Source organism: Sphingomonas sp. SP5 (assembly GCF_058313455.1).
Genome location: NZ_JBZFLF010000005.1, coordinates 169,202 through 195,383 on the forward strand (window position 1 = coordinate 169,202; position 26,182 = coordinate 195,383).

Annotated in this window: 24 protein-coding genes and 1 tRNA gene; 5 read left to right on the top strand and 20 right to left on the bottom strand. The window is 68.9% G+C overall.

The window, feature by feature from the left end; all coding sequences use genetic code 11:
- Positions 1-172: 172 nt before the first annotated feature.
- Genes AC4GY7_RS13625 through AC4GY7_RS13635 form a run of 3 tightly spaced genes read right to left on the bottom strand, consistent with a single transcriptional unit; the run spans position 173 to position 5,734 of the window.
- On the bottom strand, positions 173-3,511 hold the full coding sequence (locus tag AC4GY7_RS13625) for an error-prone DNA polymerase (RefSeq protein ID WP_491115068.1): 3,339 nt from the start codon (positions 3,509-3,511) through the stop codon (positions 173-175).
- A complete protein-coding gene (locus tag AC4GY7_RS13630) occupies positions 3,508-5,067 on the bottom strand; it encodes a Y-family DNA polymerase (protein WP_491115070.1) in 1,560 nt (519 codons plus the stop codon). Before AC4GY7_RS13630 ends, AC4GY7_RS13625 begins: the two co-directional genes overlap by 4 nt.
- On the bottom strand, positions 4,961-5,734 hold the full coding sequence (locus AC4GY7_RS13635) for a hypothetical protein (protein ID WP_491115072.1): 774 nt from the start codon (positions 5,732-5,734) through the stop codon (positions 4,961-4,963). Before AC4GY7_RS13635 ends, AC4GY7_RS13630 begins: the two co-directional genes overlap by 107 nt.
- 138 nt (positions 5,735-5,872) lie before the next feature.
- On the opposite strand from AC4GY7_RS13635, the gene AC4GY7_RS13640 reads away from it, so the two are divergent.
- Positions 5,873-5,947: transfer RNA gene (locus tag AC4GY7_RS13640), tRNA-Gly, on the top strand.
- An 84-nt stretch (positions 5,948-6,031) separates the two neighbouring features.
- On the opposite strand, the gene AC4GY7_RS13645 is transcribed toward AC4GY7_RS13640, so the two are convergent.
- Positions 6,032-6,448, bottom strand: a complete 417-nt coding sequence (locus AC4GY7_RS13645) for a cupin domain-containing protein (protein WP_491115370.1) — start codon at positions 6,446-6,448, stop codon at positions 6,032-6,034.
- 250 nt (positions 6,449-6,698) lie between these two features.
- Between AC4GY7_RS13645 and AC4GY7_RS13650 the strand changes: the two genes are divergently transcribed.
- The 3 genes from AC4GY7_RS13650 to AC4GY7_RS13660 are packed head-to-tail and all read left to right on the top strand — an operon-like array spanning position 6,699 to position 11,000.
- A complete protein-coding gene (locus AC4GY7_RS13650) occupies positions 6,699-9,734 on the top strand; it encodes a TonB-dependent receptor (RefSeq protein WP_491115074.1) in 3,036 nt (1,011 codons plus the stop codon).
- 5 nt (positions 9,735-9,739) lie between these two features.
- Positions 9,740-10,735: an alpha/beta hydrolase gene (locus AC4GY7_RS13655; protein WP_491115076.1), complete on the top strand. Its 996-nt coding sequence runs from the start codon at positions 9,740-9,742 to the stop codon at positions 10,733-10,735.
- Between the two features lie 37 nt (positions 10,736-10,772).
- On the top strand, positions 10,773-11,000 hold the full coding sequence (locus AC4GY7_RS13660) for a hypothetical protein (RefSeq protein ID WP_491115078.1): 228 nt from the start codon (positions 10,773-10,775) through the stop codon (positions 10,998-11,000).
- A gap of 356 nt (positions 11,001-11,356) precedes the next feature.
- Here AC4GY7_RS13660 and AC4GY7_RS13665 read toward each other — a convergent pair whose 3' ends face one another.
- The 12 genes from AC4GY7_RS13665 to AC4GY7_RS13720 all read right to left on the bottom strand — a co-directional run bounded on the left by AC4GY7_RS13665 (position 11,357) and on the right by AC4GY7_RS13720 (position 22,136).
- The gene (locus AC4GY7_RS13665; protein WP_491115080.1) at positions 11,357-11,824 is read right to left on the bottom strand and encodes a hypothetical protein; all 468 of its coding nucleotides are present in this window, start codon (positions 11,822-11,824) and stop codon (positions 11,357-11,359) included.
- Positions 11,825-11,877: 53 nt separating this feature from the next.
- Complete coding sequence (locus AC4GY7_RS13670) at positions 11,878-12,225, bottom strand: hypothetical protein (RefSeq protein ID WP_491115082.1); 348 nt, start codon at positions 12,223-12,225, stop codon at positions 11,878-11,880.
- Positions 12,222-13,232, bottom strand: coding sequence for a chemotaxis protein CheB (locus AC4GY7_RS13675; protein WP_491115084.1), 1,011 nt, complete (start codon positions 13,230-13,232; stop codon positions 12,222-12,224). Before AC4GY7_RS13675 ends, AC4GY7_RS13670 begins: the two co-directional genes overlap by 4 nt.
- Positions 13,233-13,266: 34 nt before the next feature.
- Entirely contained in the window at positions 13,267-13,710 is a 444-nt protein-coding gene (locus AC4GY7_RS13680; protein WP_443584427.1) for a chemotaxis protein CheW, read from the bottom strand.
- Between the two features lie 12 nt (positions 13,711-13,722).
- Positions 13,723-14,088: a response regulator gene (locus AC4GY7_RS13685; protein WP_443584428.1), complete on the bottom strand. Its 366-nt coding sequence runs from the start codon at positions 14,086-14,088 to the stop codon at positions 13,723-13,725.
- A gap of 29 nt (positions 14,089-14,117) precedes the next feature.
- The gene (locus AC4GY7_RS13690) at positions 14,118-14,678 is read right to left on the bottom strand and encodes a chemotaxis protein CheD (RefSeq protein ID WP_443584429.1); all 561 of its coding nucleotides are present in this window, start codon (positions 14,676-14,678) and stop codon (positions 14,118-14,120) included.
- Entirely contained in the window at positions 14,675-15,691 is a 1,017-nt protein-coding gene (locus tag AC4GY7_RS13695) for a protein-glutamate methylesterase/protein-glutamine glutaminase (protein WP_491115087.1), read from the bottom strand. Before AC4GY7_RS13695 ends, AC4GY7_RS13690 begins: the two co-directional genes overlap by 4 nt.
- On the bottom strand, positions 15,688-16,548 hold the full coding sequence (locus tag AC4GY7_RS13700; protein ID WP_491115089.1) for a CheR family methyltransferase: 861 nt from the start codon (positions 16,546-16,548) through the stop codon (positions 15,688-15,690). The genes AC4GY7_RS13695 and AC4GY7_RS13700 overlap by 4 nt, the downstream gene beginning before the upstream one ends.
- The gene (locus AC4GY7_RS13705) at positions 16,545-18,662 is read right to left on the bottom strand and encodes a chemotaxis protein CheA (protein WP_491115091.1); all 2,118 of its coding nucleotides are present in this window, start codon (positions 18,660-18,662) and stop codon (positions 16,545-16,547) included. The genes AC4GY7_RS13700 and AC4GY7_RS13705 overlap by 4 nt, the downstream gene beginning before the upstream one ends.
- Positions 18,663-18,673: 11 nt before the next feature.
- Entirely contained in the window at positions 18,674-18,949 is a 276-nt protein-coding gene (locus tag AC4GY7_RS13710; protein ID WP_491115093.1) for an STAS domain-containing protein, read from the bottom strand.
- A 32-nt stretch (positions 18,950-18,981) separates the two neighbouring features.
- Positions 18,982-20,415: a methyl-accepting chemotaxis protein gene (locus AC4GY7_RS13715; protein ID WP_491115095.1), complete on the bottom strand. Its 1,434-nt coding sequence runs from the start codon at positions 20,413-20,415 to the stop codon at positions 18,982-18,984.
- Between the two features lie 296 nt (positions 20,416-20,711).
- Positions 20,712-22,136, bottom strand: coding sequence for a methyl-accepting chemotaxis protein (locus AC4GY7_RS13720; protein WP_491115097.1), 1,425 nt, complete (start codon positions 22,134-22,136; stop codon positions 20,712-20,714).
- 191 nt (positions 22,137-22,327) lie between these two features.
- On the opposite strand from AC4GY7_RS13720, the gene AC4GY7_RS13725 reads away from it, so the two are divergent.
- Positions 22,328-22,849: a gamma carbonic anhydrase family protein gene (locus AC4GY7_RS13725; RefSeq protein WP_491115099.1), complete on the top strand. Its 522-nt coding sequence runs from the start codon at positions 22,328-22,330 to the stop codon at positions 22,847-22,849.
- On the opposite strand, the gene AC4GY7_RS13730 is transcribed toward AC4GY7_RS13725, so the two are convergent.
- Genes AC4GY7_RS13730 through hmgA form a run of 4 tightly spaced genes read right to left on the bottom strand, consistent with a single transcriptional unit; the run spans position 22,846 to position 26,154 of the window.
- Entirely contained in the window at positions 22,846-23,811 is a 966-nt protein-coding gene (locus AC4GY7_RS13730; protein ID WP_491115101.1) for an alpha/beta fold hydrolase, read from the bottom strand. The two genes, AC4GY7_RS13725 and AC4GY7_RS13730, sit on opposite strands and share 4 nt — an antisense overlap.
- 59 nt (positions 23,812-23,870) lie before the next feature.
- Positions 23,871-24,227 carry a Rieske (2Fe-2S) protein gene (locus AC4GY7_RS13735; protein WP_491115103.1) on the bottom strand — a complete coding sequence of 119 codons (357 nt, stop codon included), beginning with the start codon at positions 24,225-24,227 and terminating at the stop codon, positions 23,871-23,873.
- Entirely contained in the window at positions 24,224-24,853 is a 630-nt protein-coding gene (maiA, locus tag AC4GY7_RS13740; RefSeq protein WP_491115105.1) for a maleylacetoacetate isomerase, read from the bottom strand. The genes AC4GY7_RS13735 and maiA overlap by 4 nt, the downstream gene beginning before the upstream one ends.
- Positions 24,850-26,154, bottom strand: coding sequence for a homogentisate 1,2-dioxygenase (gene hmgA, locus AC4GY7_RS13745; protein WP_491115107.1), 1,305 nt, complete (start codon positions 26,152-26,154; stop codon positions 24,850-24,852). Before hmgA ends, maiA begins: the two co-directional genes overlap by 4 nt.
- Between the last annotated feature and the right edge of the window lie 28 nt (positions 26,155-26,182).

The following is a 26,182-nucleotide window of genomic DNA, read 5'->3' on the forward strand; positions in this document are numbered from 1 at the left end:
GTTGCTTGGCCTAGAAGGGCCCTCGCGGATGTGGGGCGTCCGGGATTTTTCCCCCTGTTGCCCGGATGACATCAACCACTTCCCGCCTGCGTGACGAACGCTAGGTCGGCCCTCGCTCCATGCCCCCGGAGCGGGGGCCATTCCGTTTATGGCGTCGGCTTCGCTGGAACGCTCAGTGGAAATCGCGTGACGGCGGCATGATCCGCACGTCGCGCGGGTGGCGGCCGCGGGGATCCTGGCTGACGATCGGCTTGGGGCGGATCACCTCGTCCACCGGCAGCAGCGGCGTCTCGGCCCGGTAATCGGAAGAGAGGCGCGCGAGTTCTGCGGTGCGGTCGTATGCCCTGGTCGTCATCAGGTGGACGACGCCCTCGTCGCTCCGCTGGATCACCCCTTCCAGCACCAGCAGCCGCGCCGCCATCACCGCGCGCCGGTGCGCCTCGAAATCGCGCGCCCAGAGCAGGGCGTTGGTGATTCCCATCTCGTCCTCGATCGTCACGAAGATCGCATTGCCCTTGCCCGGCCGCTGGCGGACCAGCACCACGCCGGCGACGCGCGCGCGCCGTCCGTCGCGGGCGCGGGCCGCCTCCGCGCTCGACAGCACTGCTTCGGCGGCGAACACGGGCCGCAGGAACCGCATCGGGTGATCCTTCAGCGACAGCCGCGTTGTCTGGTAATCCGCCGCCACCTGTTCGGACAGCGGCATGGCGGGCAGGCGCGCATCCGCCTCCTCGGCCAGCTCGGGTGCGTCCGCGGCGGCGAACAGCGCGAGTTGCCTGGGGGGCGTGCGCCGCACCTCCCACAAGGCATCGCGCCGCGGCATCGCGATCGAGCCGAAGGCATCGGCATCGGCGAGCAGGTTGAGCCCGCGCGTCGGCAGTCCGGCACGCGCCGCCACCGCCTCGATGCCGGCAAAGGGCTCCTCGCCGCGCGCGGCGACCAGCGCCTCCGCCCAGGCCTGCCGGAAGCCGTCGACCTGGCGGAACCCCAGCCGGATCGCGTGGCTGCCGTCGTCGAGCGGCTCCAGCGCATTGTCCCAGACGCTCGCATTGACGTCGACGGGGCGAACGACGACGCCATGGTCGCGCGCGTCCTGCACCAGCTGCGCGGGCGCGTAGAAGCCCATCGGCTGCGCGTTGAGGATCGCACAGCCGAACGCGGCCGGGTGGAAGCATTTGATCCACGACGACACGTACACCAGCCGCGCAAAGGACAAAGCGTGGCTTTCGGGAAAGCCGTAGCTGCCGAACCCCTCGATCTGCTTGTAGCAACGCTCGGCGAAGTCGCGCTCGTAGCCGCGGCCGATCATGCCGCCGACCAGCTTTTCGTGGAAATTGTCCATGCCGCCGACATGGCGGAACGTCGCCATGGCGCGGCGCAGCTGGTTCGCCTCGCTGGGGGTGAAGCCGGCGGCGACGATGGCGAGCTTCATCGCCTGTTCCTGGAACAGCGGCACGCCATAGGTTTCCCGCAACAAGGTGCGCAGTTCGTCGGCCGGTCCGCACCGGGGATCGGGGGAGGGGAAGTCCACCGCCTCGCGGCCGGCACGCCGCCGCAGATAGGGATGCACCATGTCGCCCTCGATCGGTCCGGGCCGCACGATCGCCACCTGCACGACGAGGTCGTACAGCTTGCGGGGGCGCAGGCGCGGCAGCATGTTGATCTGCGCGCGGCTTTCCACCTGGAACACGCCGATGCTGTCGCCCCTGCACAGCATGTCGTAGACCGGCGGCGCGTCGGGCGGGATGGAATCGAGGTCGTGCCGGCCGAGGCCGTGCTCGTCCATCAGGTCGAACGCCTTGCGGATGCAGGTCAGCATGCCGAGCGCCAGCACGTCGACCTTCATCAGCCCCAGGCAGTCGATATCGTCCTTGTCCCATTCGATGAAGGTCCGGTCCTTCATCGCGCCGTTGTGGATCGGCACCGTCTCGTCGAGGCGGTTCTGGGTCAGCACGAAGCCGCCGACATGCTGCGACAGATGGCGGGGAAATTCGAGCAGCTGCGCCACCAGGTCGCACAGCCGCGCGATTTCGGGCGTGGCGGTATCGTAGCCGGTTTGCTGGAGATGCTTGTCCTCCAGCCGATCGGTGAAGCTGCCCCAGATCGTGCTGGTCAGGCGCTGGGTCACATCCTCGGACAGGCCCAGCACCTTGCCGACCTCGCGCACCGCGCTGCGCGGCCGGTAGTGGATCACCGTCGCTGCGATCGCCGCACGGTGGCGGCCATAGCGCTCGTAGATATATTGCATCACCTCCTCGCGCCGCTCGTGCTCGAAATCGACGTCGATATCGGGCGGCTCGTTGCGCTCGGCGGATACGAAGCGCGAGAAGAGCAGGTCGTAGCGCATCGGATCGACCGAGGTGACGCCGAGCAGCCAGCACACCGCCGAATTGGCGGCCGACCCGCGGCCCTGGCACAGGATCGGCGGGCTGGTGGTCCGCGCGAAGCGGACGATGTCGTGCACCGTCAGGAAATAATGGGCATAGCCCTGCGACCGGATGAGCGCGAACTCCTCATGCAGCAGGCCGAGCAGCTTGTCGGGGACATAGCCGTCGTAGCGGTCGATCGCGCTCTGCCAGGTGAGATGCTCCAGCCAGTCCTGCGCCTGCCAGCCGGCGGGCACCGGCTCGTGCGGATATTCGTAGCGCAGCTGGTCCAGCCGAAACTTGATCCGGTCGAGCAGCCGCAGGCTCTCGACGATCGCCTCCGGCCAGCCGTGGAACAGGCGGGCGATCTCGGCTGGCGGCTTCAGATGTCGCTCGGCATTGGCGGCGAGCAGGCGTCCGGCGTGCGCGACGGTGCGCCCTTCGCGGATGCAGGTGACGACATCGTGCAGCGGCCGTGCGTCGGGTTGCGCGTAGAGCGCATCGGTGGTCGCGAGCAGCGGGACGCCGGCCTGCGCCGCGATCCGCGCATGGCGCGCCAGGCGGCGGCGGTCGCGCCCGCTGCGCGGCATGGTCACGCCCAGCCATGTCCGCCCCGGCGCCATGTCGGCGAGCAGCGCCAGCGTGGCGGCCAGGCCGGGGTCGCTGCGCCTCGGCGGGATCAGCGCGTCCGGCATCGGCTCAGCGGGCGTCGTGCTGCTGTCGGGCAGGGCGATCAGCAGCAGGTCCTCGCAATGCCGGGCGAGATCGCCCAGCCCCAGGATGCAGCCGCCTTTCACCGCCCTGCGGTTGCCGACCGTCAGCAGCCGCGTCAGCCGTCCCCAGCCATGCCGCGTAGCGGGATAGGCGACGATATCGGGCGTGCCGTCGGCGAACACCAGCCGCGCGCCCACCACCAGCCTGAAGTCGAGCGGCGGCAGCCGCTGGCCGAGCAGGCCCTGTTCGGCGCGCTGCAAGGCGTCATGGGCACGGACGACGCCGGCCACGGTGTTGCGGTCGGCGATGCCGATGGCGGCAAGCCCCAGCTCCACCGCGCGTGCCACCACATCGCTCGGGTGGCTCGCGCCATGGAGGAAGGAATAATTGGTCGCCGCGACCAATTCGGCGAATCGCGGCGCATCGCTCATGCGAACAGCCCGTGCAGGTACCAGCGCGGGTGGTCGCGCTCGTCGTGCAGGCCGTGGCGGAAGATCCAGTATCGGCGGCCGCGCCGGTCCTCGATACGATAATAGTCGCGCGTCGGGATCGTCGCGTCGTGGCGGCGCCACCATTCGCCGGCGATCCGCTCCGGCCCCTCGGCACGGGCGACCTCGTGGACCCGCCGCCGCCAGCGGAAGCGGTGCGGCGGGCCGTCCGGCACCTCGGCCATCACGCTCTCGATCGGCTGCGGCGGGTCGAACAGGTAGATGGGGCGCAGCGGCGGCTCGCCCGCCTCCGCCGCGGGCCAGGCGGCGGGCGCATCGGCGGCGGCAGGGGCGGTGGCGGGCAGCATCAGCTCGGCCTGCTCGGGGATATGGCTGTCGCGCGGGGCGAAGCGGCGCACCCGCCCGCGGCCCAGCCGCGTCGACAGCTGGTCGACCAGCTGTTCCACCTGGCCGCGCTGCGCCGCGCCGCCCTCCAGCCGCAGCTGCGCCGCATCGAGCCGCTCGGCCAGCGCCACGTCCAGCCGCACCAGATCATAGCCGAAACCCGGATCGAGCGGGTCGGCGAGGCTGTCGATCCGCTCGGCGAACAGGCGCATCAGCAGCGCCACGTCGCGTGTCGGCTGCCCCGTCTCGATGCGCAGCGACTGGACATGGCCGTCGGCGCGGAACAGCCGCGCCTCCCAGCGCCGGCCGCCCTGATGCCGCTCGTCGAGCGTTCGCGCCGCCTCGCCGGCAAGCTCCTCCAGCACGTCCAGCGCATCGTCGGTACGCGCGATCGGCTCGGCGAAGCGGCGCTCCACCGCGATCGGAGCCACGCGCACCTTCGGCCGCACCGGCGCCCGGTCGTCGCCCGCCAGCCGGCGCACCGCGCTTGCCGCCGCCTCGCCGAATCGCGCCGCGATGCCGGCGATCGGCCGGGCCATGACGTCCCCGACCGTCTTCAGCCCGGCACGGGTCAGCGCCACCGTCGCATCCGCATCCAGTTCCAGCGCCGCGACCGGCAACCGCTTCACCGCACGCCGTTCGTCGGGGGCGGGCGCGCCGGCATAGCGCGCCAGTGCCTGCGCGATTTCCGGCGTGTCGCCGAAGGCGTGGCGGGCGAGGATGCCGCGCCGCGCCATCCGCGCCTCCACGTCCGCCGCCAGCGGCCGCTCGCCGTCGAAGGCATGGGTGCAGCCCGCGACGTCGATCACCAGCGCATCGGGCGGCGCCAATGCCACCGTCGGGCTGTAGCGCGCGCAACCGTCGGCCAGCCGCTCCAGCCAGTCCATGTCGGCATGCGGATCGGCAGGGAATACCTCCAGCTCCGGCACGCGTGCCCGGGCATCGGCCAGCGTCAGGCCCGGCTCCAGCCCCAGGCGTGCCGCGGTACGATCGGTCGCGGTCAGCCGTACCGCCTGGCCGACCGTCTCGACAAAGGCGACCGGCGTCTCACCCGCTTGCACGAACAGGTGCGGCCGGGTGGCGCGCAGCCGGTCGATCGGCAGCCAGGGAAAGACCAGCGCCAGATAGCGGCGCTCCACGGAAACTCTTGGCATTGCGATCCCACTCCACGCGCCAGCGGCCGCTGGCAGGGCCGCCCCGCCGGCGCAGGCATTCGACGTCATAGGCGGGCAGGCCGGGAGCCTCCCCGCCGATTCCCTGATCCAGCGCGGTGGACGTCGCGGCCGCCACCGCCCAGCGTGTCGCCGCGGCGCTGACCGTCGGCTCCGCGCCGACCCGCAGCGACAGCACGGTGACGCCCGACGCCTCCGCCGCCAGCATCAGCCGCCGCGTCGCCGTGAGGTCCAGGCCGGGCGCGCGGCCGACGCTTTCCACCAGCACGCACCCCAGGCCGGCGCAGCGTGCCGCATCCGCCGCCGCGCGCAGCAAGGCCGCTTCGTCGGCGACGATGCCCAGCACCAGCGCATCGGCGGGCAGGCCCAGTTCAATGAGGCCGGTGGCATGCAGCCGGCCCTGCGCGCGCTCGCATGCCTCGGTGCGCAACCACAGCAGCGGCAGCGCCCCCGCCGCCAGCGCATTGGCGATGCCGAATCCCGCCCCGCTCGCCCCGTCCTCGGCATCGAGCGCGTAGATCTCGTGCAGCTGGGCGGTGGCGAGGCCCTGCGTCAGCCAGCCGTCCACCGGTGCCGGTGCCGCTTGCGCAGCCCCCGTACCGGCGGCAATGCCGCGCAGCCGGGCGATCAGGGCGGACGAGTCGTTCATCACTGTTCTTGTAATGTTCTAGATATCGAGTCGCCAAGCCCCAATCTGCACGCAATTTTCACGATGGGGGTTGCGGCCCCCGAAAGGCGCTGCTAGTGGCGCGCCTCACCCAGCCGGTTCGCCGGTTCAGGCGCCAGAGCGGGCGTAGCTCAGGGGTAGAGCACAACCTTGCCAAGGTTGGGGTCGAGGGTTCGAATCCCTTCGCCCGCTCCAGTTTTCCACCACGATGGTCGCACCAAAGACCCTCCGACGCGGGCGGCAGCTGCTGCAGACCGCCCGGCCGAACGGGCGCGCCGATCAGTGCGCCGCGCCGGTGACGATCGGATAGGACACGATCAGCGTCAGCGGCGTCTTGCCGACCTGGCGGATACCCACCGTCGCGCCGGTGTAGAGATAGGCGGCCATGCCGGGCTTCAGCGGCTTCGTCTCCGCGCCCGACGACACCACCCCTTCGCCCGACAGGACGTAATAGACCTCGTCATGCGCCAGCGGATGCGGGCCGATCGCGGCGCCGACGTGCAGCACCCGTTTGCGGAATTCCATCGTGCGCACCGGCACGGCATCGCTGATCCGATAGGCGGTGCTGGTGCCGATCCTGCCATGCGGCGTCGGCTCCTCGCGCACCACCGTCCGCTCGTCCACCACCACCATCGGCCGCTCCGCCGGCGCAGCGGGCACGGTTTGCGCTGCCAGAATTAAAAGCCCCGAGATCATTGCCATAGTCGCCTCCATCTTTGCGGTTTGCGGGATGTTGACATGCGAGCCTGCACGCAGCATGCTCCTGACACCGGTTACCTTAGCAGGGACAAGCACCGGTGGCGAGATCATCGGAACGATGGCCGCACAGCGGGAGGATGGCAGCCACGACCTGCCGAATGCGTCATTCTCCCATGACTCTGCGCCGACGCCGGTTACCGGTGTCAGCGCGTGAAAGGCCTCAAAGGCCGTTGGGGAGTGATGTGAGATGATCGGACGTTCGACCTTTGCCCGCGCCGGTGCCGGCCGCCTTGCCGGCGTATCGACGGCCGCGCTGATGCTGGGCATGCTGCTGCCCGCCGCCGCGTTTGCGCAGGCAGCGAAGATCCCGGCGACGCCGGACCAGCCGGGCAGCCCGCCGCATACCGATCCCGCACCCGCCCAGACCGCCGTCGTGCCGGAAGGGCAGCCCGCCGATCCCGCTGCCGACGTCCAGCCGCAGACCACCGCGCCCGACGGCACCGAAAGCGGTGCCGACATCGTCGTCACCGGCTTTCGCCGCAGCCTGGATGCCGCGCTCAACGTGAAGCGCGAATCGGTGGCGTCGGTCGATGCGATCGTCGCCGAGGATATCGCCAAGTTCCCCGACCAGAATCTGGCCGAATCGTTGCAGCGTATCCCCGGTATCTCGATTCAGCGCGACGCCGGTGAAGGCCGCGCGATCACCGTTCGCGGCCTCGGCGCGCAATTCACCCGCGTCCGTGTCAACGGCCTCGAAACGGTTGCGACCTCGACCGACGGCGCCTCGTCGAACCGCGACCGCGCGTTCGATTTCAACGTCTTCGCCTCCGAACTCTTCAACTCGATCGTCGTCCACAAGACGGCCGAGGCCAGCCTCGACGAAGGATCGCTAGGCGCGGTGGTCGACCTCAACACCGGGAATCCGCTGGGCGGCAAGACCGGCTTCACCGGCGTGCTGTCCGGACAGGCGAGCTACAACGACCTGTCGAAGAACTTCGGCCCGCGCATCGCCGGGCTGCTGTCGTACAAGAACGATGCGGGGACCTTCGGCGCCTCGCTGTCCGCGGCCTATCAGAAGACCAACAATTTCGAACTCGGCAACAACACGGTGCGCTGGTCGCAGGGCGTGTTCGATTCGGTGAACGGCACGCCCTGCTTCACCCAGCCCAACCGCGGCGGCGCCTATACCAACAACGCGACGTGCGACGCGGTCGCGCTCGCCTTCCACCCGCGTATCCCGCGCTACGGCTCGGTGCGGCACGATCGCGAGCGGCTGGGCATCACCGGCAGCGTGCAATGGGCGCCGAGCGACGCGACCAAGATCTCGATCGACGGCCTCTATTCGCGCTTCAAGGAGACGCGCGAGGAGAAATGGGGCGAGGTGCTGCTGCGCTCCAACGAGCGGCAGATGGACGTCAGCAACTACACCATCGATTCGAACAACAATCTGATCGCGGCGACCATCAACGACGCGTGGGTGCGCACGGAACATTATCTGCGCAAGTCGCAAACCGAATTTTACCAGATCGGCGGCAGCTGGGACCAGGACGTGACGGACACATTCCGCTTCACGTTGCTGGGTGGTTATTCGAAGTCGGACGCAACGATTCCGGTCGAGACGACCTTCGTCTTCGACGATCGCGACGCGCAAGGCTTCCGCTACGATTACACCAATTCGCGCAGCCCCCTCATCAGCTTCGGTACCAGCGTCACCGATCCGGCGAATTTCCAGCTCGCGGAAATTCGCGATCGGCCGTCGGAAACGGTCAACAACTTCCGCACCGCGCAGCTGCGCACCGAATGGGACGTCACCGAGGGCCTGCAGATCAAGGCCGGCGGCCTCTATCGCCGCTTCGCGTTCGATACCAAGGGCTTCTCACGCGATGCGGTGGTCTGCCCCAACGCGGGCGGCCGCGACGTGGTGCTGGGCACGATCACCTGCACGCCCAATACCAACATCGGGCCGACCGCGGTCTACGGCTTCCCCGCGACCAATCTGGGCGAGATCTTCAACCTCGGCCGCGCCGGTCAGCCGACGGGCACGACCACGCAGTTCCTGATCCCCAACATCGCCGCCGCGGCGCAATATACCGGCCTCTACAATCGCACCGCCGCGGTGCTGGTCGGCGATACGCGCAGCGTGTCCGAAGAGGTGACCGGCGGCTATGGCGAGTTCGACGTGAAGGGCGATCTCGCCGGCTTGCGCTATGCCGCCAATGTCGGCATGCGCTACGTCCATACCGCGCAGAAATCGACCGGCCTGTCCTCCGCCACCGTCAATGGCACGACGGTCAACACGCCCGCGACGGTGGAGCGGAGCTATGACGACTGGCTGCCGGCGATCAACGTCGCGCTGTTCCCGGCCGACAAGGTCATCATCCGCGGCGCGATCGCCAAGGTCATCACGCGGCCGACGCTGGGCAGCCTGACGCCGGGCGGCTCGGTCGACGGGTTCAACTATCGTGTCAGCTTCGGCAATCCGCAGCTCGACCCGTTCCGTGCGACCTCGTTCGACCTGTCGGCGGAATGGTATTTCGCGCCGCAATCGATCTTCTCGGTCGCGGCGTTCAAGAAGAACATCGAAAGCTTCCCGGTTTCGCAGCCGCGTTCGGGCACCTTCGCCTCGACCGGCCTGCCGCTGTCGGTGATCCCGGCCAGCTCGCCCGCCGCGCAGAATCCGGAAGGCCAGCTGTGGACGATCACCCAGCCGATCAACGGAACCGGCGCCTCGCTGAAGGGCGTCGAGATCGCGCTGCAATCCTCGTTCCGCTTCCTGCCGGGATTTCTCAAGAACTTCGGCTTCCTCGCCAACGCCACCTTCATCGATTCGTCGGCGGCCTATACGCAAGGGGGACCGGCGACGAGCGTCTCGCGCGGGGTGATCAACCCGGTGACCGGCGCGGTGACGACGGCGGGCGGCGTGCTCGGCGCCTATCCGAACGTCACGCGGACTGCGACGCTGTTCGGCCTGTCGAAGCGCGCCTACAATGGCACGCTCTACTATGAGGACGCCAAATTCTCGGCACGCGGCTCGATCAGCTATCGCAGTCCGTATATCGATGCGGCGTCGGCGACGGGCAATCTGTTCGAAGGGTATAACAAGACGATCAACGTCGATGCCTCGCTGCGTTACAAGCTGACGCAGAATTTCGAACTGTCGCTGGAGGGGACCAACCTGACCGACCAGTATCGCGACCGCTACGTCGATCTCGACGCCAACCGCAATTACGAGAACAACCACTTCGGCCGCACGTTCCTGATGGGCGCGCGCTTCAAGATGTGAGCGGTATGATCGATCGGCGCGGGGCATTGCTGGCGGCGCTCGCCGCCGGCTGGATGGGGACGGCGGCGGGTGCGCAGATCCCGGCGCCACAGGGGGCGGGCAGCGCAGGACCGGGCCTGCCCGATCCCGCCGAGACGATCGACCTGTGGCCGGGCAGTGCGCCCGGCATACCCCAGGTGCCGCCGGTCGAGGTGGTCGACGAACGCAGCACCGATCCGGCGCTGCCCGATCGCGCGCTGCGGGGCATCGTGCGACCGCGGCTGGCGGTGTTCCGACCGGCGGTCGCCAACGGATCGGCGCTGCTCGTTACCCCCGGCGGCGGCTATGCGCGCGTCGTCATCGACAAGGAAGGCTATGAGCTCGGCCGCTGGCTGGCGGCCCGCGGCTGGACCGTGTTCGTCCTCTTCTACCGCCTGCCCGGCGATGGCTGGGCGGCGGGGCCGGACGTCGCGCTGTCCGATGCGCAGCGCGCGATGCGACTGATCCGCCACCGTGCCCGCAGTTACGCCATCCGGCCCGATCGCGTCGCGGCGCTGGGCTTTTCGGCAGGCGGGCACGTCTGCGGCGATCTCGCCACCCGCTGGGTGGCCAGCACCTATGCGTCGATTGATGCCGCCGACCGGCTGAGCGCGCGTCCCGATGCCGCAGCGCCTATCTATGCGGTGCAATCGATGGCGCGGCCGCTGGCGCATGCCGGATCGCGCGACCTGCTGCTCGGTCGCCAGCCGACCAGCGCGCTGGAGGCTGCGCACAGCCCGGCACGCAACGTCACCGCGCAAACCCCGCCCTGCTTCCTGGTCCATGCCGAGGACGATCCGGTGGTCGACGTCGGCAACACCCTGGAGTTCCGTGCCGCGCTGAAGGCGGCCCGCGTTCCGGTGGAGACACATCTGTTCGCGCAGGGCGGGCATGGCTTCGGTCTGCGCCGTGCGGCGGGCAAGCCGGTGGAGGCGTGGCCGGCACTGTTGCTCGCCTGGGCGAAGAGCCTCGGGTTCGGCTGAGCTTTCGCGAGCGCGTCCGGGCGTATAGGGCGCGCCCATGACCAGCGGCGCGCTCCACGACCTGTTCCTTTCGACGCTGATCCGGCAGGCGGGCGGCAACCGGCGCCGCTGGCGGCTCGTGCTGGGAGACGTACGCGTCTACGATACGGCGACGCATCCGCACTGCAATTGGTCGGTGACGCCGACGGGCTCGGCGGCGGAGAACGATATGGTGGAGCGGATCGCCGACGATCTGCGCAGCGCCCATCCGATCGTCCGCGGCTGATCGCCCGATGCTACCCGGCTGCATGTGCCGTAGCCCGGCGGATGAGGCCTTTTGCCAAACCGTCGTCCAGAAAGCGAACGCATCAACGTCGTATTCGTATACTTTTTAAGTAATCCCTGTTGCCCGTCGAAAACGTTTCTTGTACCCATCCGAAACGGATACAGATCGTGATACCGGAAATCGTCGGGCACGGTTCGTCAGCGGATGGGAGATGAGCGTGAACAGCGACGAGCGCCAGTGCATCTGTCAATTGCTGGACGATGCACTGAGTCTGCTCGACGCCAACAATGCCCGTCTGCCGGCGATACTGGTCAGCCAGGCGCTGGAAGCGCTGGAATGTCCCGTCAGGCCGCCGGCTACTCTGCCCGCTGCAGCGGCAGTGCTACAATCTCAGTGAGCCAGCTGCGGATCGTCGACCGGCCCGTGGTGGTCAGCGCCAGCATGGTCACCCGCCGATCGCTGAGGTCGTCGCTGCCGAGCACGAGGCCGCGGTCCTGCAACAGCTTGATCCAGCGCAGCGCGGTGGTGCGCGGCACGCCCGCGGCGGCGCAGCAGGCGTTGGTGGTCACCGTCGCGCCGTGCAGCCCCTCGGCGAACAGGAAGAGCATGATGTCGAGGCCGGGATTGGCGAAGAGCGACGCTTCGAGATGGGTGCCGAGCTTGCGCCGGGCCGCCGCGATGCTGCGCGCCAGAACCGCAATCTCCGCATCCGCCGCATCGTGCCCTTCGACGATGGCGTGAACAGGCGCTCCGGCGAACGTGGTGCCACCGGTGTCGCCGAGGTGCAGGGCCGAGACATTCTGTTCGCGTAAACCGGCGTCCATCGTGATCGTTGCTCCCGTTATTGCCCCACGGCATAACCGGAGCCGATCCGAAATCAAGCCGTGTCGTCGATATCCGACCCGATCGGCACGCCATCACGGCGATACCGATCGAACGATTCACGTAAGTTAGCGCCAAGTTCCTCCAGTGTCACGGCCTCCAGCCGCCGTTCCACCGGGGTCGATGCGCGTAGCAGCTCGGCGATCGCCAGCTGCGCCTGGGTGATGCGATCCACGCCTTGCAGGCTGCGCATATGGTGGCGCAGCGTATCGGGATTGCCGGCGAGGTCGAAGGCGAGGTCGGCGAGCAGGCCGGTCAGGCCGACCAGTTCGTCGGCCAGCGCATGGGCGAGTGCCGGCTCCACCGCACAGGCGCCGTCCACGGCGATGACGTCGGCCCTCACTTGCTGCACAGTTTCAGAAGGCTGCGGGCCAACTGGTCGCCCGGCACCGGCTGGGTCGCCATGCGGCGGGAGAGGACGAAGCCTTGTGCCCGGTCTTCCGCCGGAACGAGGCAATAGCCACCGCCGGCCTGCAACGCACGGATGCCGGCATCGCCATCCTCGCCGTCCGCCCCGAGCAGCAGGCCGACCGCCTCCGCCCCCGCTGCCTTGGCGACCGAGGCGAACAGGATGGAGATCGACGGCCGCTCGCCCGCCACGGGGTCGCGCGGCAGCAACCGCAGCCGCCCGCCCGGCCAGGCATCCAGCGCGACATGGTGGTCGCCCGGCGGCGCGAGGTAGATCGTGCCCTGTTCCACCGCCATGCCGTCTTCGGCGAGCACGATGCGCGGCGCGATCTCCGCGGCCAGCTTGTCGATCATCGTGCCGGCTAGGCCCGGCCCCAGATGCTGCACCACCGCCGTCGGCGGACAATTGGCGGGAAAGCTGCCGAACAGCTCGAACAGGCTCTGCGTCGCTGCTGCTTCACCGCCGATGGCGAGGATGCGGCCGTTCCAGTCCATCGGCGGCGCGGCGACCGCCTTGGCCGTCGCGGCACTCTTCACCACCGCGCCCTTGGCCGCCTTGATCCGCTTGCCGAGCTTGGCGAGGATCTTGTCGAATTCCGCCGCCACCGCGACCTTGGGCTTGGGGAAGCAATCGATCGCGCCCAGGCGCAACGCCTCCACCGATGCCTCCGCCCCCGCTTCGGTGCGGGTGGAGAACATGATGACGGGCATCGGCTTCTTTTCCATCATCTCGGCGAGATATTCGAGGCCGCTCATCCCCGGCATCTCGACGTCCAGCGTCATGACGTCGGGATGCAATTGCTCGCGCATGCTGCGCGCTTCGTCGGCACCGTCGGCGGAACCGACGACGACGACACCGGGAATCCGCTCCAGCGCGCCCGAAAGCAGGGCGCGCATGGTGAGCGAATCATCGACGACGAGAACCTTTACCGGGGCGGCCATGGCCTTGAAATCCTTGGAGTGTGAAGACGATGGGTCAGGCGGCATCGGCCAGCGACGACGATCCTTCGGCTAGGCGTTCCAGCGCCAGCACCAGGATCAGCCGCTGGTCGATCGTCGCCAGGCCTTCGAGGAAGTTCGCCGCCGGCGTTTCGCCGATATCGGGCAGCGGCTGCATGCCGTCGTCGGGCACGGTGACGATGTCGTTGACGGCATCGACGATCAGGCCCTGCAACTGCTCGCCGATCCGCACGACGATGATGACGTGGCGCGACGACGGATCGGTCATCCCCCAGCCCAGACGATGGCTGAGGTCGAGCACCGGCAGCACGACGCCGCGCAGGTTGACGACGCCGCGGACATGCGGCGGCACGTTGGGCAGCGGCGTCGCCGGCGACCAGGCGCGGATCTCGCGGATCGCCATGATGTCGACGCCGAGCACCTGCTCGCCGATCTGGAAGGTGATGAGCTGACGGGACATGGGCGGCTCTCCTCAGTGCAGCACGCGACGGATCGCCGCGGCCAGCTTGTCGGGGTGGAAGGGTTTGACGATCCAGCCGGTCGCGCCCGCGGACCGCGCGCGCTGCTTCTTCTCGTCGGAGCTTTCGGTGGTCAGCACCAGGATCGGCAGGTTGCGATGCCGGTCCTGTTCGCGCACCCGCTCGATCAGGCCGAAGCCGTCGAGGCGCGGCATGTTGATGTCGGTGATGAGCAGGTCCGGTTCCGCGCCGCCCAGGCGTTCGAGCGCCTGAACGCCATCCTCGGCCTCCAGCACCTTGTAGCCGAGATCGGTCAGCGCCGCCTTCAGCAGCATGCGCATGCTGGGCGAATCGTCGACGGTCATGATCGTGCTGGACACGGGGTTTCCTTCATTGGGGATCGGGGTCATCAGAAGAACTCGACGTCGCCGGAGGTGTCGGCGGCAGGGGCGGGGGCCAGCACGATGCGCGGGCGTTCGGGCGGGCGTTCGCTGGCGATACGGCAGCGGGCGAGGCCCAGGGTCGGGCGGAACTCGACGCGGCGCGCGCCATGCCCGCCGACATCCTCGCCGACCAGCGCGATGCGTTCGTCGCGCAGGAAACGGCGCGCGAACAACGCGTTGGTCGCGCCGATATCGCGGAAGCCGTCGCGCAAGCTGGCGCCGCCATAGATGCGGGCCTTCAGATTGGATCGCGTCGCGCCCATCGCCATCATCGCGTTGATCAGCACTTCCATCGCATAGACGCCGTAGCGCTGGAGCGAGCGCACGTCGGTTTCGCCGCTGCCAGGCTCGGCGAGCAGGAAGTGGTTGAGCCCGCCGACCTTGGCGACCGGATCGTAGAGGCAGGCGGAGATGCAACTGCCAAGCACCGTGGTCAGGACCACGCCGGGGTCGTCCGACACCTTGGTTTCGCCCTGCATGATGGTGACGCGGACGAGGCCGTCGGCGGCGCGGGGCAGGGCGCTCATGCGCGGCACTCCTGCAGCAGGCGCGCCGCGATACGCGACAGCGGCAGCTGCGCGGTGACTGCGCCGATCTGCTTGGCGGCGGCGGGCATGCCATAGACCACGCAACTGTCCTCATCCTGGCCGATCGTCATCGCGCCTGCCTCCTTCATGCTCTTGAGGCCCAGCGCGCCATCGGCGCCCATGCCGGTGAGGATCGCACCCACTGCCGAGGCGCCGGCCCAGCGTGCGACCGACAGGAACATCCGGTCCACCGAGGGGCGGTGACCGCTCATCTTCTCGTCGGCGACGAGGCGGCAGCGGCGCAGCGTGCCGCCGGTAATTTCGAGGTGCTGCGATCCGCCGGGCGCGACCAGCACCTGCCCCGCCTCCAGCGGCGCACCCGCCCGAGCGACGCCGACGCGTGGCGCCGACAGCCGGTCGAGCCGCGCAGCGAAGGTCGGGACGAAGCTTTCGGGCATATGCTGCACGATCACCGTCGGCGGGCAATTGGCGGGAAAGCCGGACAGCAGCTCGATCAGCGCCTCGACGCCGCCGGTCGACGAACCGATCGCGATCATCGCATCGGCGCGCGGCGTATAATCGGCGGGGGCACGTGGCGCCGCGGGAGCGTGACGCGCACGCATCCGGCTCCGCGCCGCCGCCTTGACCAGCCGTGCGAGGTCTTCGCCCAGCCCCTCGCCAAACGCGCGCGCCGGCTTTTCGTAGCAGTCGAACGCGCCCAGTTCGAGCGCGCGAATCGTCGCATCCGCCCCCCGGCCGGTCAGCGTCGACAGCATCACCACCGGCATCGGGCGCAGGCGCATGATCTTGTCGAGGAAGTCGAGGCCGTTCATCCCAGGCATCTCGACGTCGAGGGTGATGACGTCGGGGTTGAGCGCCTTGATCATCTCGCGCGCGCTGTGCGGCCCGTCGGCGGTGCCGACGACCTCGATCTCGGTATCCTGCGACAGGCTGTGCGCGACCATCGCGCGCATCGTCGGCGAATCGTCGACCACCAGGGCTCGCACGCTCATGCCGCCACCTTCTGGAACGTGGTGCGCCCGACGCAGGCGAAGCGGGGGGCGACCGATGCCGCCAGTCGCTCGGAATGACCGATGTAGAGGAACCCGCCGGGCGCGAGATGGTCGGCGAGACGGCTCTGCAACCGTTCCTTCGTCGGATCGTCAAAATATATCATGACGTTGCGGCAGAAGATCGCGTCGAATGTCCCACGGATCGGCCATGCCTCCAGCAGGTTCAGCTTGCGGAAGGCGACGCGTTCGCGGACCAGCGGATGCACCTCCGCCTGATCGCCGACGCGCGCCATCCAGGTGCTGCGCAGCGACTGGGGGACGCCGGAGGCAGTATCGAGTGCATAGCGGCCTGCCTTGGCGGCGGCGAGAATCTCGGTCGACAGGTCGGTGGCGAGCACGCGCAGGTCGGTGCGGGCGAGCCGCTGGCCGTTGCCGCGCTCCTTGCCGAACATCGCCATCAGCAAGGAATAGGGCTCCTCGCCGCTCGAACAGGCGGCCGACCACAGCCGCACCTTGCCGCGCGCCGCCAGCCGCTGGTCGAGCGCGGGCCAGGCATGTTCGAGGAAATGATCGAAATGATGCGATTCGCGGAAGAAGCTGGTGTGATTGGTGGTCAGCGCGTCGATCGCCTGCGTCCGCTCGGCGTCGTCGCGATCGATCAGCGCGATGTAATCGGCGAAGTTCGTCAGGCCCTGCGCCCTTACGCGCGGCGCCAGCCGGCCGTAGACCAATTGCATCTTGCCCGGTGGCATCAGGATGCCGGCTTCCTCATAGACGAAGGCGCTGATCGCGGCGTGATCGGCGGCGTCGAAGCGGAATTCGGTGGGCCGGTTCGCCACCATGCGAGCAGCGGTCATGCGGCGAGCCCCAGCGGCGCCGCGGCCAGCCGCGGATCGCGCCGCCAGCGCGAGATCAGCGCATCGACGTCGAGGATCAGCGCGACACGCCCGTCGCCGAGGATGGTGGCGCCGGCAAGGCCCGGGATCGCCTCGTAATTCGCCTCCAGGCTCTTCACCACCACCTGGCGCTGGTCCTGGATCGAATCGACCATCAGCACCGCCTGACCAGTGTCGGATTCGACGACGATCAGCACCGCCTGCGCAGGATCGGTCTGTGCCCCGTGGATGCCGAGCTGTTCGGCGACGCGGTGAACCGGCACGTACGACCCGCGCACGTCGAGCAGCGAGGCGGTGGGGCCGAGCACCTTCACGCCGTCGTCGCTCGGCCGCAGGCTCTCGACGATATGGCCCAGCGGGATGACGAAGGTCTGGTCGCCGACGGTGACGATCATGCCGTCGAGCACGGCGAGCGTCAGCGGCAGCGACAGCGCGAAGCTGGATCCCGAACCGAGGTTGGAGCTGATGCCGATCCGACCGCCCAGCGCCTGCACGTTCTTGCGCACCACGTCCATGCCGACGCCGCGGCCGGAGATGTTGGACACGGTCGCCGCGGTGGAGAAGCCGGGGGCGAAGATGAGGTTGTCGGTTTCCTCGTCCGACAGGATCGCATCGGCGGCGATGATGCCGCGCTCGATCGCCTTGGCGCGCACCCGCTTGCGGTCGATGCCGCGGCCGTCGTCGGCGACGGTGATGACGATGCGTCCCGAATGGTGCGCCGCCGACAAGGTGACGACGCCCTCCTCGGCCTTGCCTGCGACGAGGCGATCGGCCGGCGTTTCCAGGCCGTGGTCGACGGCGTTGCGGATCAGATGGGTCAGCGGTTCGCCGATGCGCTCGACGACGGTCTTGTCGACCTCGGTCATCTCGCCGACGATATCCAGGCGGACGCGCTTGCCGGTTTCCACCTCCAGCTCGCGGATGATGCGCGGCACGCGGCTGAACACCGTCTTCATCGGCTGCGCGCGGATCGCCATGGTCGATTCCTGCAACTCGCGCGTCAGGTGATCGAGATCGGTGAGTTCGCTGATCCCGCCCAGTGCATGTTCGGACAAACGCTGTGCCAGCATCGCCTGGGTGATGACGAGTTCGCCGACGAGATTCACCAGCCGGTCGAGCTTGTCGAGGTCGACGCGGATCGTCTGCACCGCCGCCGGGGCAGGCGTGCGCGGCGTTGCGGGCTCGGCGGGGATCACGGTCGCGATCGGGGCCGATGCCGGCACGGCTGCGACCGCTATCGGCTCGGCGATCACCGCTTCAGCGGCATCGAGCAGATCGACGAGCAGGTCGTCCGCCGCCACGGCCGGTGCGCCGAGGCGGGTGATGGTGAGGTCGCACGCGCCCATGAATTCGAAGATCGCGCGAATGTCGTCCTCGGCAACGGCAGCGGGCACGATCGCGGTCCAGCCGAGATACGAGCATTCGGGATGCAGGTCGTCGAGCGTCGGCAGCGCGGCGAGGTCGACAGCGATCACCTCGCCCTCCAGCATCGTCAGCTCGCGCAGCAGCAGCAGCGGATCGCCGCCATTCTCCAGCGCATCTCGGCCGGGAACGAAGGTGACCTGCCAGTCGCCGTCCTGCGCGGCCGGCGCCGGCGCCGGCGCCTCGCACAGCGCGAACAGGTCGTCGAAATCGTCAAGGCCGGCGGCGACGGGTGCCGCGGACGGCAGGTCGTCGAGGATGACCAGCACCGGTTCGGCCGGCGTCGAGGCGGCCACCAGCCGCGCCAGCATCGCGGCATCCGCTGGCGGCTCGCCGCCGTCGCGCGCCGCGGCGACATGGTCGGACAGCATGTCGAAGGCGCCGACGATCGTGCCGAGCAGGTCGGAGGTCAGCGACAGCGTGCCGTTGCGGACCAGGTCCAGCAGCGTCTCATATTCGTGGGTATAGGCCTGCAACCGCTCGTGACCGAACGCGCCCGCGCCGCCTTTGATCGAATGCACCGAGCGGAAGATGGTGTTGATCGTTTCGTGATCGTGGCCGTTCTGGCGCACGCTCGCGAAGCTCGCCTCCATCGTGGCGAGGCCTTCTTCGCATTCCTGAAAGAAGATCTGCTGGATCTCGTCGAGGTTCATCGTCGGTCCTTTCAGGCGCCAGCCACGGGGGCGAGCGCCGCATCGAGCCCGGCCAGCGTCACCATGCGCGTGAGCGCATCGCTGCGCGCGTCGAGGCGGAAGGCGAGACCGCGCGTCGCCGCGGTGGCGCGGGCACTCGTCAGCACTTGCAGGCACGCCTGGCCGATGCGCGTCACTTCCGCGCCGTCGATATGCAGCGGCTCGCCACGCTCGATACGGGCGAGCAGCGCATGGCGCAGCGGACCGGCGGCGGTCGTATCGAGCGTGGGGGGAAGCGGATGCGGCATGACGGCGGTGGTTCCTCGGGAGAAGCGGCGGATCAGAATTCCGACCAGTCGTCGGTGGCGACGGCCAGGGCGGTGTTGCCGGTGCGGCGGCCCGCCCCGCGCGATTGGGCGGCGATGCGGCGGCCGGCGTCGGCAGCGCGCTGTTGCAGGCGGTGGACGGTGTTGGCGGGTGCGGCGGTCGGCGCGCGACGGTCGGTACGGAAGCGCACCATCTGCCCGGCGAGCGCATCCGCCTCGGCCGACAATGCGCGGGCGGCGGCGGTCGCCTGCTCGACCATGGCGGCGTTCTGCTGCGTCACGCCGTCCATCTCGCCGACGGCGGTGTTGACCTGTTGCAGCCCGGTCGCCTGCTGTTCGGCAGCGGTGGCGATCTGCGACACCAGCGCACTAATGTCGCCAAAGCGACCGATCAGCCGTTGCAGCGCCTTGCCGGTTTCGCTGACCAGCTCGACGCCGGCATCGACCTGCTCGGCCGACGCGGTGATGCGCGTCTTCACGTCCTTGGCGGCTTCCGCGGAGCGCTGCGCCAGTGCGCGCACTTCGGAGGCGACGACGGCGAAGCCCTTGCCCGCGTCACCCGCCCGCGCCGCCTCGACGCCTGCGTTCAATGCGAGCAGGTTGGTCTGGAAGGCGATGCCGTCGATGACCGAGATGATTTCGGAGATTTCGTTGGAGGATCGTTCGATGCCCCCCATCGCATCGACCGCGCGCGCGACGACCTCGCCCGATTGTTCGGCCTCGCCGCGCGCTTCGGCGACGACGCCATTGGCGCGGGTGGCGCTGGCCGCGGTCTGGCGGACGGTGGCGGTGATCTCGTCCATCGCCGCGGCGGTCTCCTCCAGGCTCGCGGCCTGCTGCTCGGTGCGCTGCGACAGGTCGTCGGACGCCTGGAGGATGTCGGTGGAGCCGGTGTTGATGCTGGCGGCCGCCTGATTGACCGCGGCGACGGCGGCCATCATCGCGTCCATCGCGCCGTTGAAGTCGTTGCGCAGCCCGGCGAATTCAGCAGGGAAATCGGCTGAGATGCGGAAGGTGAGGTTGCCTTGCGCAAGTTCGCCCAGCCCTTCGGCGAGCGCGGCGGCCATGGCGCGCTGCGCCTCGGCGGTGTTCGCTTCTTCCATGTTGCGGCGGAAGATCGCCATGGCGGTGGTCATCCGGCCGACGCAGTCGCGGTTGTCGGTATGCGCGATCGGGCCGTCGAGATCGCCCGCGGCCAGCGCTTCCATGCGCACCACGGTGTCGACATAGGGACGGCAGATGATGCGCCCGGCGAACAGGGTGGTGCCGACCATCGTCGCTACGGTCAGCGCCGATACGCCGATATCGATCAGCGGCGCGGTGTGGATCACGCCGGTGGCGGCACCAGCGGTGATGCCGACGGGGATCGCGCCGAGCGCGCCCTGCACCATCGCTAGCGTGCGGAACTTCACACGGATCGGCGCATGCTTCTCGAACCAGCTGAACATCGGCAACGTCTCCATCCACGACCCGCGGAAGAGGTCCGCCCGGTCCATGGAGCGCGAAAATTGCCGCGGCTGCTTAACGACGTGTTGAGCAACCGAATTGAGTGTAATCAGGGGCTTGTAGCAGCCGGACCGGCGCATGAACCGCCCGGTGCGACGGCGTGTCGGGTGCGTGGCGGGGCGGCACGCGCGCTGATGCCGGTCATTGTCGTTGTATCGCACGGGTGCCGCCTTTCCTGGTAAGAGGTCGCTGGAACGCGAATCGATCATCGGGTCGATGCGCGCAGGACGTCAGCCGTTCAGAATTCCGACCAATCGTCGGCGGCGACCGCGGCGGCCCCGCCTCCGGTGCTGCGCCGGGCAGCACGGGCGATGCGGCGACCGGCATCGGCGGCGCGGTTCTGCAACTGGTGGACGACCGATCCGGTACGGGGCGCCTCACCGCCCGCAGCGATCTTGAAGCGGGCGACCTGGCGGGCGAGTTCGTCGGCCTCGGCCGACAGGCTGCGTGCGGCGGCGGTGGCTTCCTCCACCATCGCGGCATTCTGCTGCGTCACGCCGTCCATCTCGCTGACCGCGACATTGACCTGCTGGAGGCCGGTCGCCTGATGCTCGGCAGCCGTGGCGATCTGCGCAACCAGCGTGCTGATCTCACCGATCCGCACGATGATGCGGTCCAGCGCCTTGCCCGTCTCGCTGACCAGTTCGACGCCGGCGTCGACCTGTTCGGAGGAAGCGGTGATGCGCGTCTTGACGTCCTTGGCCGCCTCGGCGGAGCGTTGCGCCAGCGCGCGCACCTCGGAGGCAACGACGGCGAAGCCCTTGCCGGCATCGCCCGCGCGTGCCGCCTCCACGCCTGCATTCAGCGCCAGCAGATTGGTCTGGAAGGCGATGCCGTCGATGACCGAGATGATCTCGGAAATTTCGTTCGACGAACGCTCGATCCCGCTCATCGCGTCGACGGCACGGCGCACGACATTGCCCGACTGCTCGGCCTCGATTCGCGCCTCCTCGACCACGCTGTTGGCGCGGATCGCGCCTTCGGCGGTCTTGCGGACGGTGGAGGTGATCTCGTCCATCGCCGCCGCGGTTTCCTCCAGGCTGGCCGCCTGCTGCTCGGTGCGCTGCGACAGGTCGTCGGACGCCTGGCGGATGTCGGTTGCGCCGTTGTTGATGCCGCTCGTCGCCTCGGTCACCGCGCTCATCGTCTCGGCGACGGCGTCGAGTGCGCGGTTGTAGTCGGCGCGCAGGCGCTCGTAATCGGCCGGGAACGGCTGTTCGATACGGTAGCTGAGATCGCTTGCGGCAAGACGGGTCAGGCCCTCGCCCAATGCGGTCACGATCACCGTCTGCGCCTCGTTGGCACGGGCCACCGTCTCGGCATTGCTGCGGAAGACTTCCATCGCGCGGGTCATGCGGCCGACGCAGTCGCGATATTCGGTGCAGTTGATGGGGGATTCAAGGTCGCCTTGCGCCAGCCCCTCCATGCGCACCACGGTGTTGACGTAGGGATCGCAGATCATCTTGCCGGCAAAGGCGATCAGCGCGGCGGTGAGCACGGCGAACGTCGCTGCGATGCCCGTATAGATATCCCCCGATCCCGGCGGGCTCGATCCGGCGAAGTAGGTGGTGGCGACGCCGCCGGCCGCGAGAGCGGTCTGCACGACCAGCAGAACCTTGAACTTGGTGCGGATCGGCGCATTCTTTACGAACCAGGAAAGCATCGTCGTGTCCTTTGACGAGGAGGCAGGTGACGAGCCGTTGGACGCGCCCGTCCGGACGAACCGGATGTGCGCACCATTGCGGGCATCTTCATCCACAATGGACAGACACCGGTAAAAAGGAGATTAAGTATGCCCGATTCGGAACCTCGGTCAGATTGGTTTTTCCGTGAGGGTGTGGGAGATTACGACGTATGACGTGTTACGCGCTGGGCGATGCTGCGCCGCGCATCGCGGCCGATGCCTTCGTGGCACCGGGCGCGCACGTCATCGGCCGGGTCGTGCTCGGCGAACGGAGCTCGGTGTGGTTCGGTGCGGTGCTGCGCGGCGACAACGATCCGATCGTGATCGGCGCCGACAGCAACGTGCAGGACGGCGCGATCGTCCATGCCGATCCCGGCGTACCGACGACCATCGGCCGCGGCGTGACCATCGGGCATCGCGCGATCGTCCATGGCGCGACCATCGGCGACAACAGCCTGATCGGCATGGGCGCGACGATCCTCAACCGCGCGACGATCGGTGCCGATTCGATCGTGGGCGCCAATGCGCTGGTGACGGAGGGCAAGGCCTTCCCCGCCGGATCGCTGATCGTCGGCAGCCCGGCGCGGGTGGCGCGCCCGCTCACCGAGGCGGAGATCGCCGGCCTGCGCCTGTCGGCCGCGACCTATGTCGCCAACGCGCGGCGCTATGCGGCGGAGCTTTCCCCGCTCTAGGCGAAGCGGGCGGAGGCCTCGGCGACGAAGCGAGCGGTCGCCGCGGGCGCGGTGACGGGGATCATGTGGCCGCCTTCGATCACCTCGATTCGAGCGCCGGGAATCTCATTGGCGCTGCGGTGGCCGTGCAGTGCCGGTGCGAGGATCGCATCGTCGCGGCCGAAGAGAATGGCGACCGGGACCGCAAGGTCGGCATAGCGCGCGGCGATCCCGGCGATTTCGGCGCCCGCGGCGGCGAGGTCCGCGGCAGCGGCGGCGATCGCGCTCGGCCGCTGGGTCAACGCACCGCCGCCGCGCGTCGCGAAGTCGGCGGGTGCCAGTTCGGGCGCGAACACCGCCTGCAAGCTGCGCTCGCGGGTCAGGCGGGTCAGCGGCGTGCCGATCGTTTGTGCCACCAGCCGACGCAGCGATGGCGGAATCGCGGCAAGCGCGCGGAACGCCTCCGGCACCTCGTCCTGCGACTGGGTGAGCGGCGCGATCAGGGCAAGGCCGCGCACCAGGTCCGGCCGCTCCAGCGCGAGCGCCAGCGACACCGCACCACCCAGCGAATGGCCGACCAGCAGCGGCCGGTCGAGGCCCAGCATCTCGATCAGGCGGCCGATCATCGCGCCCTGTTCGGCGATCGACGGTTCGCCGTCGTCGTCTGCGGTCGAATAGCCGGAGCCCGGCCGGTCGACCAGGATGATGCGATGATCGGCGCTGAGGATGTCGAGCATCCCGTAGCTGAAATTGCGCAGCTGCCCGCCGAGGCCGTGGACCATGACGATCGCCGGGCCGCTGCCGCGATCGACGTAGTGCAGGCGTGCACCCGGCACCTGCATGTGGCGTCCGTCCTGCGGCACCAGCCGCTCCGCCTCGCGCGCGATCCGGTCGGCATAGAAGGACAGGCCGAGCCCGCCCGCCGCGGTCAGCGCCGCGCCGCCGAGCAGCGATCCGAAGGTCCAGCGCACACCGCTCGTCATGTCCGTTCCATCCTTCCGGCCGATGAAGGCCGGCGAATGTAGCAGGTCGCGCCGGTTTGTCAGGCGGTCGTGATGACCCCCTCGATCACCGCCACCGGCCAGGGTGCGAGCCGCTGACCGACACAGGGTCCGCCGACGCACAGACCGTCATCGATGGTGAACAGCGCGCCGTGCCAGCTGCACGCGATCAGGTCGCCCGAGGGGCTGAGATAATCGTCGAGCGCCTGCGCCAGCGGTACGCCGGCATGCGGACAGCGATCGACGTAACCGACCACCGTGTCGCCCCGCCGCACGACGAAGCCGTGGAAGCGGCCGGCGCGCATCTGCAGGACGAAATTGCGGGCGGTGCCGTCGGGAATCGCCTCCAGCCGTGACAAGGCGACGCCCGGCGGCGTCGCCGACAGCCGATCGCTCATGCGTCCGCGTCGGGCTGGCGGCTGGGGTGCGCAGCGGCGGCGAGCGCAGCGGTACGCGCAGCGGCCGCGACAAGGCGCGGGTAGGGCGAGACATCCACGCCGAACCGCTCGGCCGAGTAGAGCGCCGGCACGGTGATGCAGTCCGCCAGCGTCGGCGCCGCACCATAAGCGAAACCATCGCCGTGCCGTACGATCAGCGCCTCGACCGCGGCGAAGCCCTCCGCCATCCAATGCGCCATCCAGGCGTTCACCTGCGCATCGCTGCCGCCGAAATCCTGGCGCAGCGCCTTCAGCGTGCGCAGGTTGTGCAGTGGATGCACATCGGTGGCGATCGTCGCGACCATGCCTCGCACGATGCCGCGGCCGTTCGCGTCGTCGGGCATCAGCGGTGGTTCGGGAAAGCGCTCGTCCAGCCATTCGAGGATCGCGACGCTCTGGGTGAGGATCACGCCGTCCACCTCCAGCGCCGGCACCAGTCGCTGCGGATTGAGCGTGGCATAAGCGGGATCCGTCTGCCCGCCGGTGCGAAGGTCGTGGTTGACCTGTTCGTAGGCGAGGCCCTTGAGCGCCAGCGCGATGCGGACCCGATAAGCGGCGCCCGAACGCCAGTAACCGTGCAGGATCACGCCGTGCGATCCTGCGGCAGCGTCGCTTTGGGGAAGTCCGCCCACACCGCATCGTAATCGAGCTGCGCATGTTCCAGTGCATGCGCGGTCGGGCGGTACGGCCAGCAGCTTTCCAGCATGAAGGCCATGGTGCCGTCGATCTTGTGCGGCTTCAGCTCGGCGGCGGACGCGCCCTGCCAGCTGGCGAGGTCCGGCCCATGCCCTGCCATCAGATTGTGCAGCGAAATGCCGCCGGGCTGGAACCCCTCCGCCTTCGCATCATAGGCACCGGTGATGAGGCCCATCGCCTCGCTCATCACGTTGCGGTGGAACCAGGGCGGGCGGAAGGTGTCTTCCGCCACCATCCAGCGCGCCGGGAAGATGACGAAATCGGCATTGGCACGGCCGGGCACGTCGCTGGGCGAGGTCAGCAGCGTGAAGATCGACGGATCGGGATGATCGAAGCTGACCGTGCCGATCGTGTTGAAGCGGGCAAGGTCGTAACGCCAGGGCGCCAGGTTGCCGTGCCACGCCACCACGTCGAGCGGGCTATGGTCGAGCGTCGTCGTCCACAGCGATCCCATGAATTTCTGGATGACCTCGGTCGGCCGGTCGCGATCCTCGAACCAGGCGACCGGCGTCTCGAAATCGCGGGCATTGGCAAGGCCGTTGGCGCCGATCGGGCCGAGGTCGGGCAGGCGGAACAGGCTGCCATGGTTCTCGCACACATAGCCGCGTGCGCTGCCATCCGGCAGTTCGGCGCGGAAGCGCACGCCGCGCGGCACCAATGCGATCTGCCCCGGCGCGATATCGATCCGGCCGAGTTCGGTCAGCAGCGCGAGCCGCCCCGCCTGCGGCACGAACAGCAGTTCGCCGTCGGCATCCATGAACACCCGGTCGATCATGTCGGCGTTGGCGGCATAGACGTGCAGCGCGACGCCTTCGAGATCGGCGGGATGCCGATTGGCCAGCATCGTCGTCATGCCGTCGATCAGATCGGTGCCCGGCGCAGCATCGGCACAGGGATCCCAGCGCAGCCGATTGGGGGCAAGCGGCGCATCGCTGGTACCGGGGGCGAACAGCGTCGCTCCTGCGTAGCGGGCATAAGGCGGATGCTCGGCGGTCGGCCGCATGCGGTAGAGCCACGACCGACGGTTCTCATGCCGCGGCGCGGTAAAGGCGGTGCCGGACAGCTGCTCGGCATACAGGCCGAACGCCGGCCGTTGCGGCGAATTGCGCCCGATGGGGAGGGCGCCGGCGACGGCCTCGGTCGAGACGTGATTGCCGAAGCCGGGCTGATAGGGGTGGTGGTGGTCGGTCATCGTTCTGGCGTCCTCTCCCAACATTCGC

Coding starts and splice junctions, on each gene's coding strand:
- AC4GY7_RS13680 (WP_443584427.1), bottom strand. CDS start 13,710: ATGTCCCGTCAGCTCATCACCTTCCAGATCGGCGAGCAGGTGCTCGGC.
- AC4GY7_RS13675 (WP_491115084.1), bottom strand. CDS start 13,232: ATGGCCGCCCCGGTAAAGGTTCTCGTCGTCGATGATTCGCTCACCATG.
- AC4GY7_RS13665 (WP_491115080.1), bottom strand. CDS start 11,824: ATGGACGCCGGTTTACGCGAACAGAATGTCTCGGCCCTGCACCTCGGC.
- AC4GY7_RS13625 (WP_491115068.1), bottom strand. CDS start 3,511: ATGAGCGATGCGCCGCGATTCGCCGAATTGGTCGCGGCGACCAATTAT.
- AC4GY7_RS13650 (WP_491115074.1), top strand. CDS start 6,699: ATGATCGGACGTTCGACCTTTGCCCGCGCCGGTGCCGGCCGCCTTGCC.
- AC4GY7_RS13695 (WP_491115087.1), bottom strand. CDS start 15,691: ATGAGCGTGCGAGCCCTGGTGGTCGACGATTCGCCGACGATGCGCGCG.
- AC4GY7_RS13630 (WP_491115070.1), bottom strand. CDS start 5,067: ATGCCAAGAGTTTCCGTGGAGCGCCGCTATCTGGCGCTGGTCTTTCCC.
- AC4GY7_RS13655 (WP_491115076.1), top strand. CDS start 9,740: ATGATCGATCGGCGCGGGGCATTGCTGGCGGCGCTCGCCGCCGGCTGG.
- AC4GY7_RS13660 (WP_491115078.1), top strand. CDS start 10,773: ATGACCAGCGGCGCGCTCCACGACCTGTTCCTTTCGACGCTGATCCGG.
- AC4GY7_RS13700 (WP_491115089.1), bottom strand. CDS start 16,548: ATGACCGCTGCTCGCATGGTGGCGAACCGGCCCACCGAATTCCGCTTC.
- AC4GY7_RS13715 (WP_491115095.1), bottom strand. CDS start 20,415: ATGTTCAGCTGGTTCGAGAAGCATGCGCCGATCCGTGTGAAGTTCCGC.
- AC4GY7_RS13735 (WP_491115103.1), bottom strand. CDS start 24,227: ATGAGCGATCGGCTGTCGGCGACGCCGCCGGGCGTCGCCTTGTCACGG.
- AC4GY7_RS13645 (WP_491115370.1), bottom strand. CDS start 6,448: ATGATCTCGGGGCTTTTAATTCTGGCAGCGCAAACCGTGCCCGCTGCG.
- hmgA (WP_491115107.1), bottom strand. CDS start 26,154: ATGACCGACCACCACCACCCCTATCAGCCCGGCTTCGGCAATCACGTC.
- AC4GY7_RS13635 (WP_491115072.1), bottom strand. CDS start 5,734: ATGAACGACTCGTCCGCCCTGATCGCCCGGCTGCGCGGCATTGCCGCC.
- AC4GY7_RS13705 (WP_491115091.1), bottom strand. CDS start 18,662: ATGAACCTCGACGAGATCCAGCAGATCTTCTTTCAGGAATGCGAAGAA.
- AC4GY7_RS13710 (WP_491115093.1), bottom strand. CDS start 18,949: ATGCCGCATCCGCTTCCCCCCACGCTCGATACGACCGCCGCCGGTCCG.
- AC4GY7_RS13690 (WP_443584429.1), bottom strand. CDS start 14,678: ATGAGCGCCCTGCCCCGCGCCGCCGACGGCCTCGTCCGCGTCACCATC.
- AC4GY7_RS13720 (WP_491115097.1), bottom strand. CDS start 22,136: ATGCTTTCCTGGTTCGTAAAGAATGCGCCGATCCGCACCAAGTTCAAG.
- AC4GY7_RS13730 (WP_491115101.1), bottom strand. CDS start 23,811: ATGACGAGCGGTGTGCGCTGGACCTTCGGATCGCTGCTCGGCGGCGCG.
- AC4GY7_RS13725 (WP_491115099.1), top strand. CDS start 22,328: ATGACGTGTTACGCGCTGGGCGATGCTGCGCCGCGCATCGCGGCCGAT.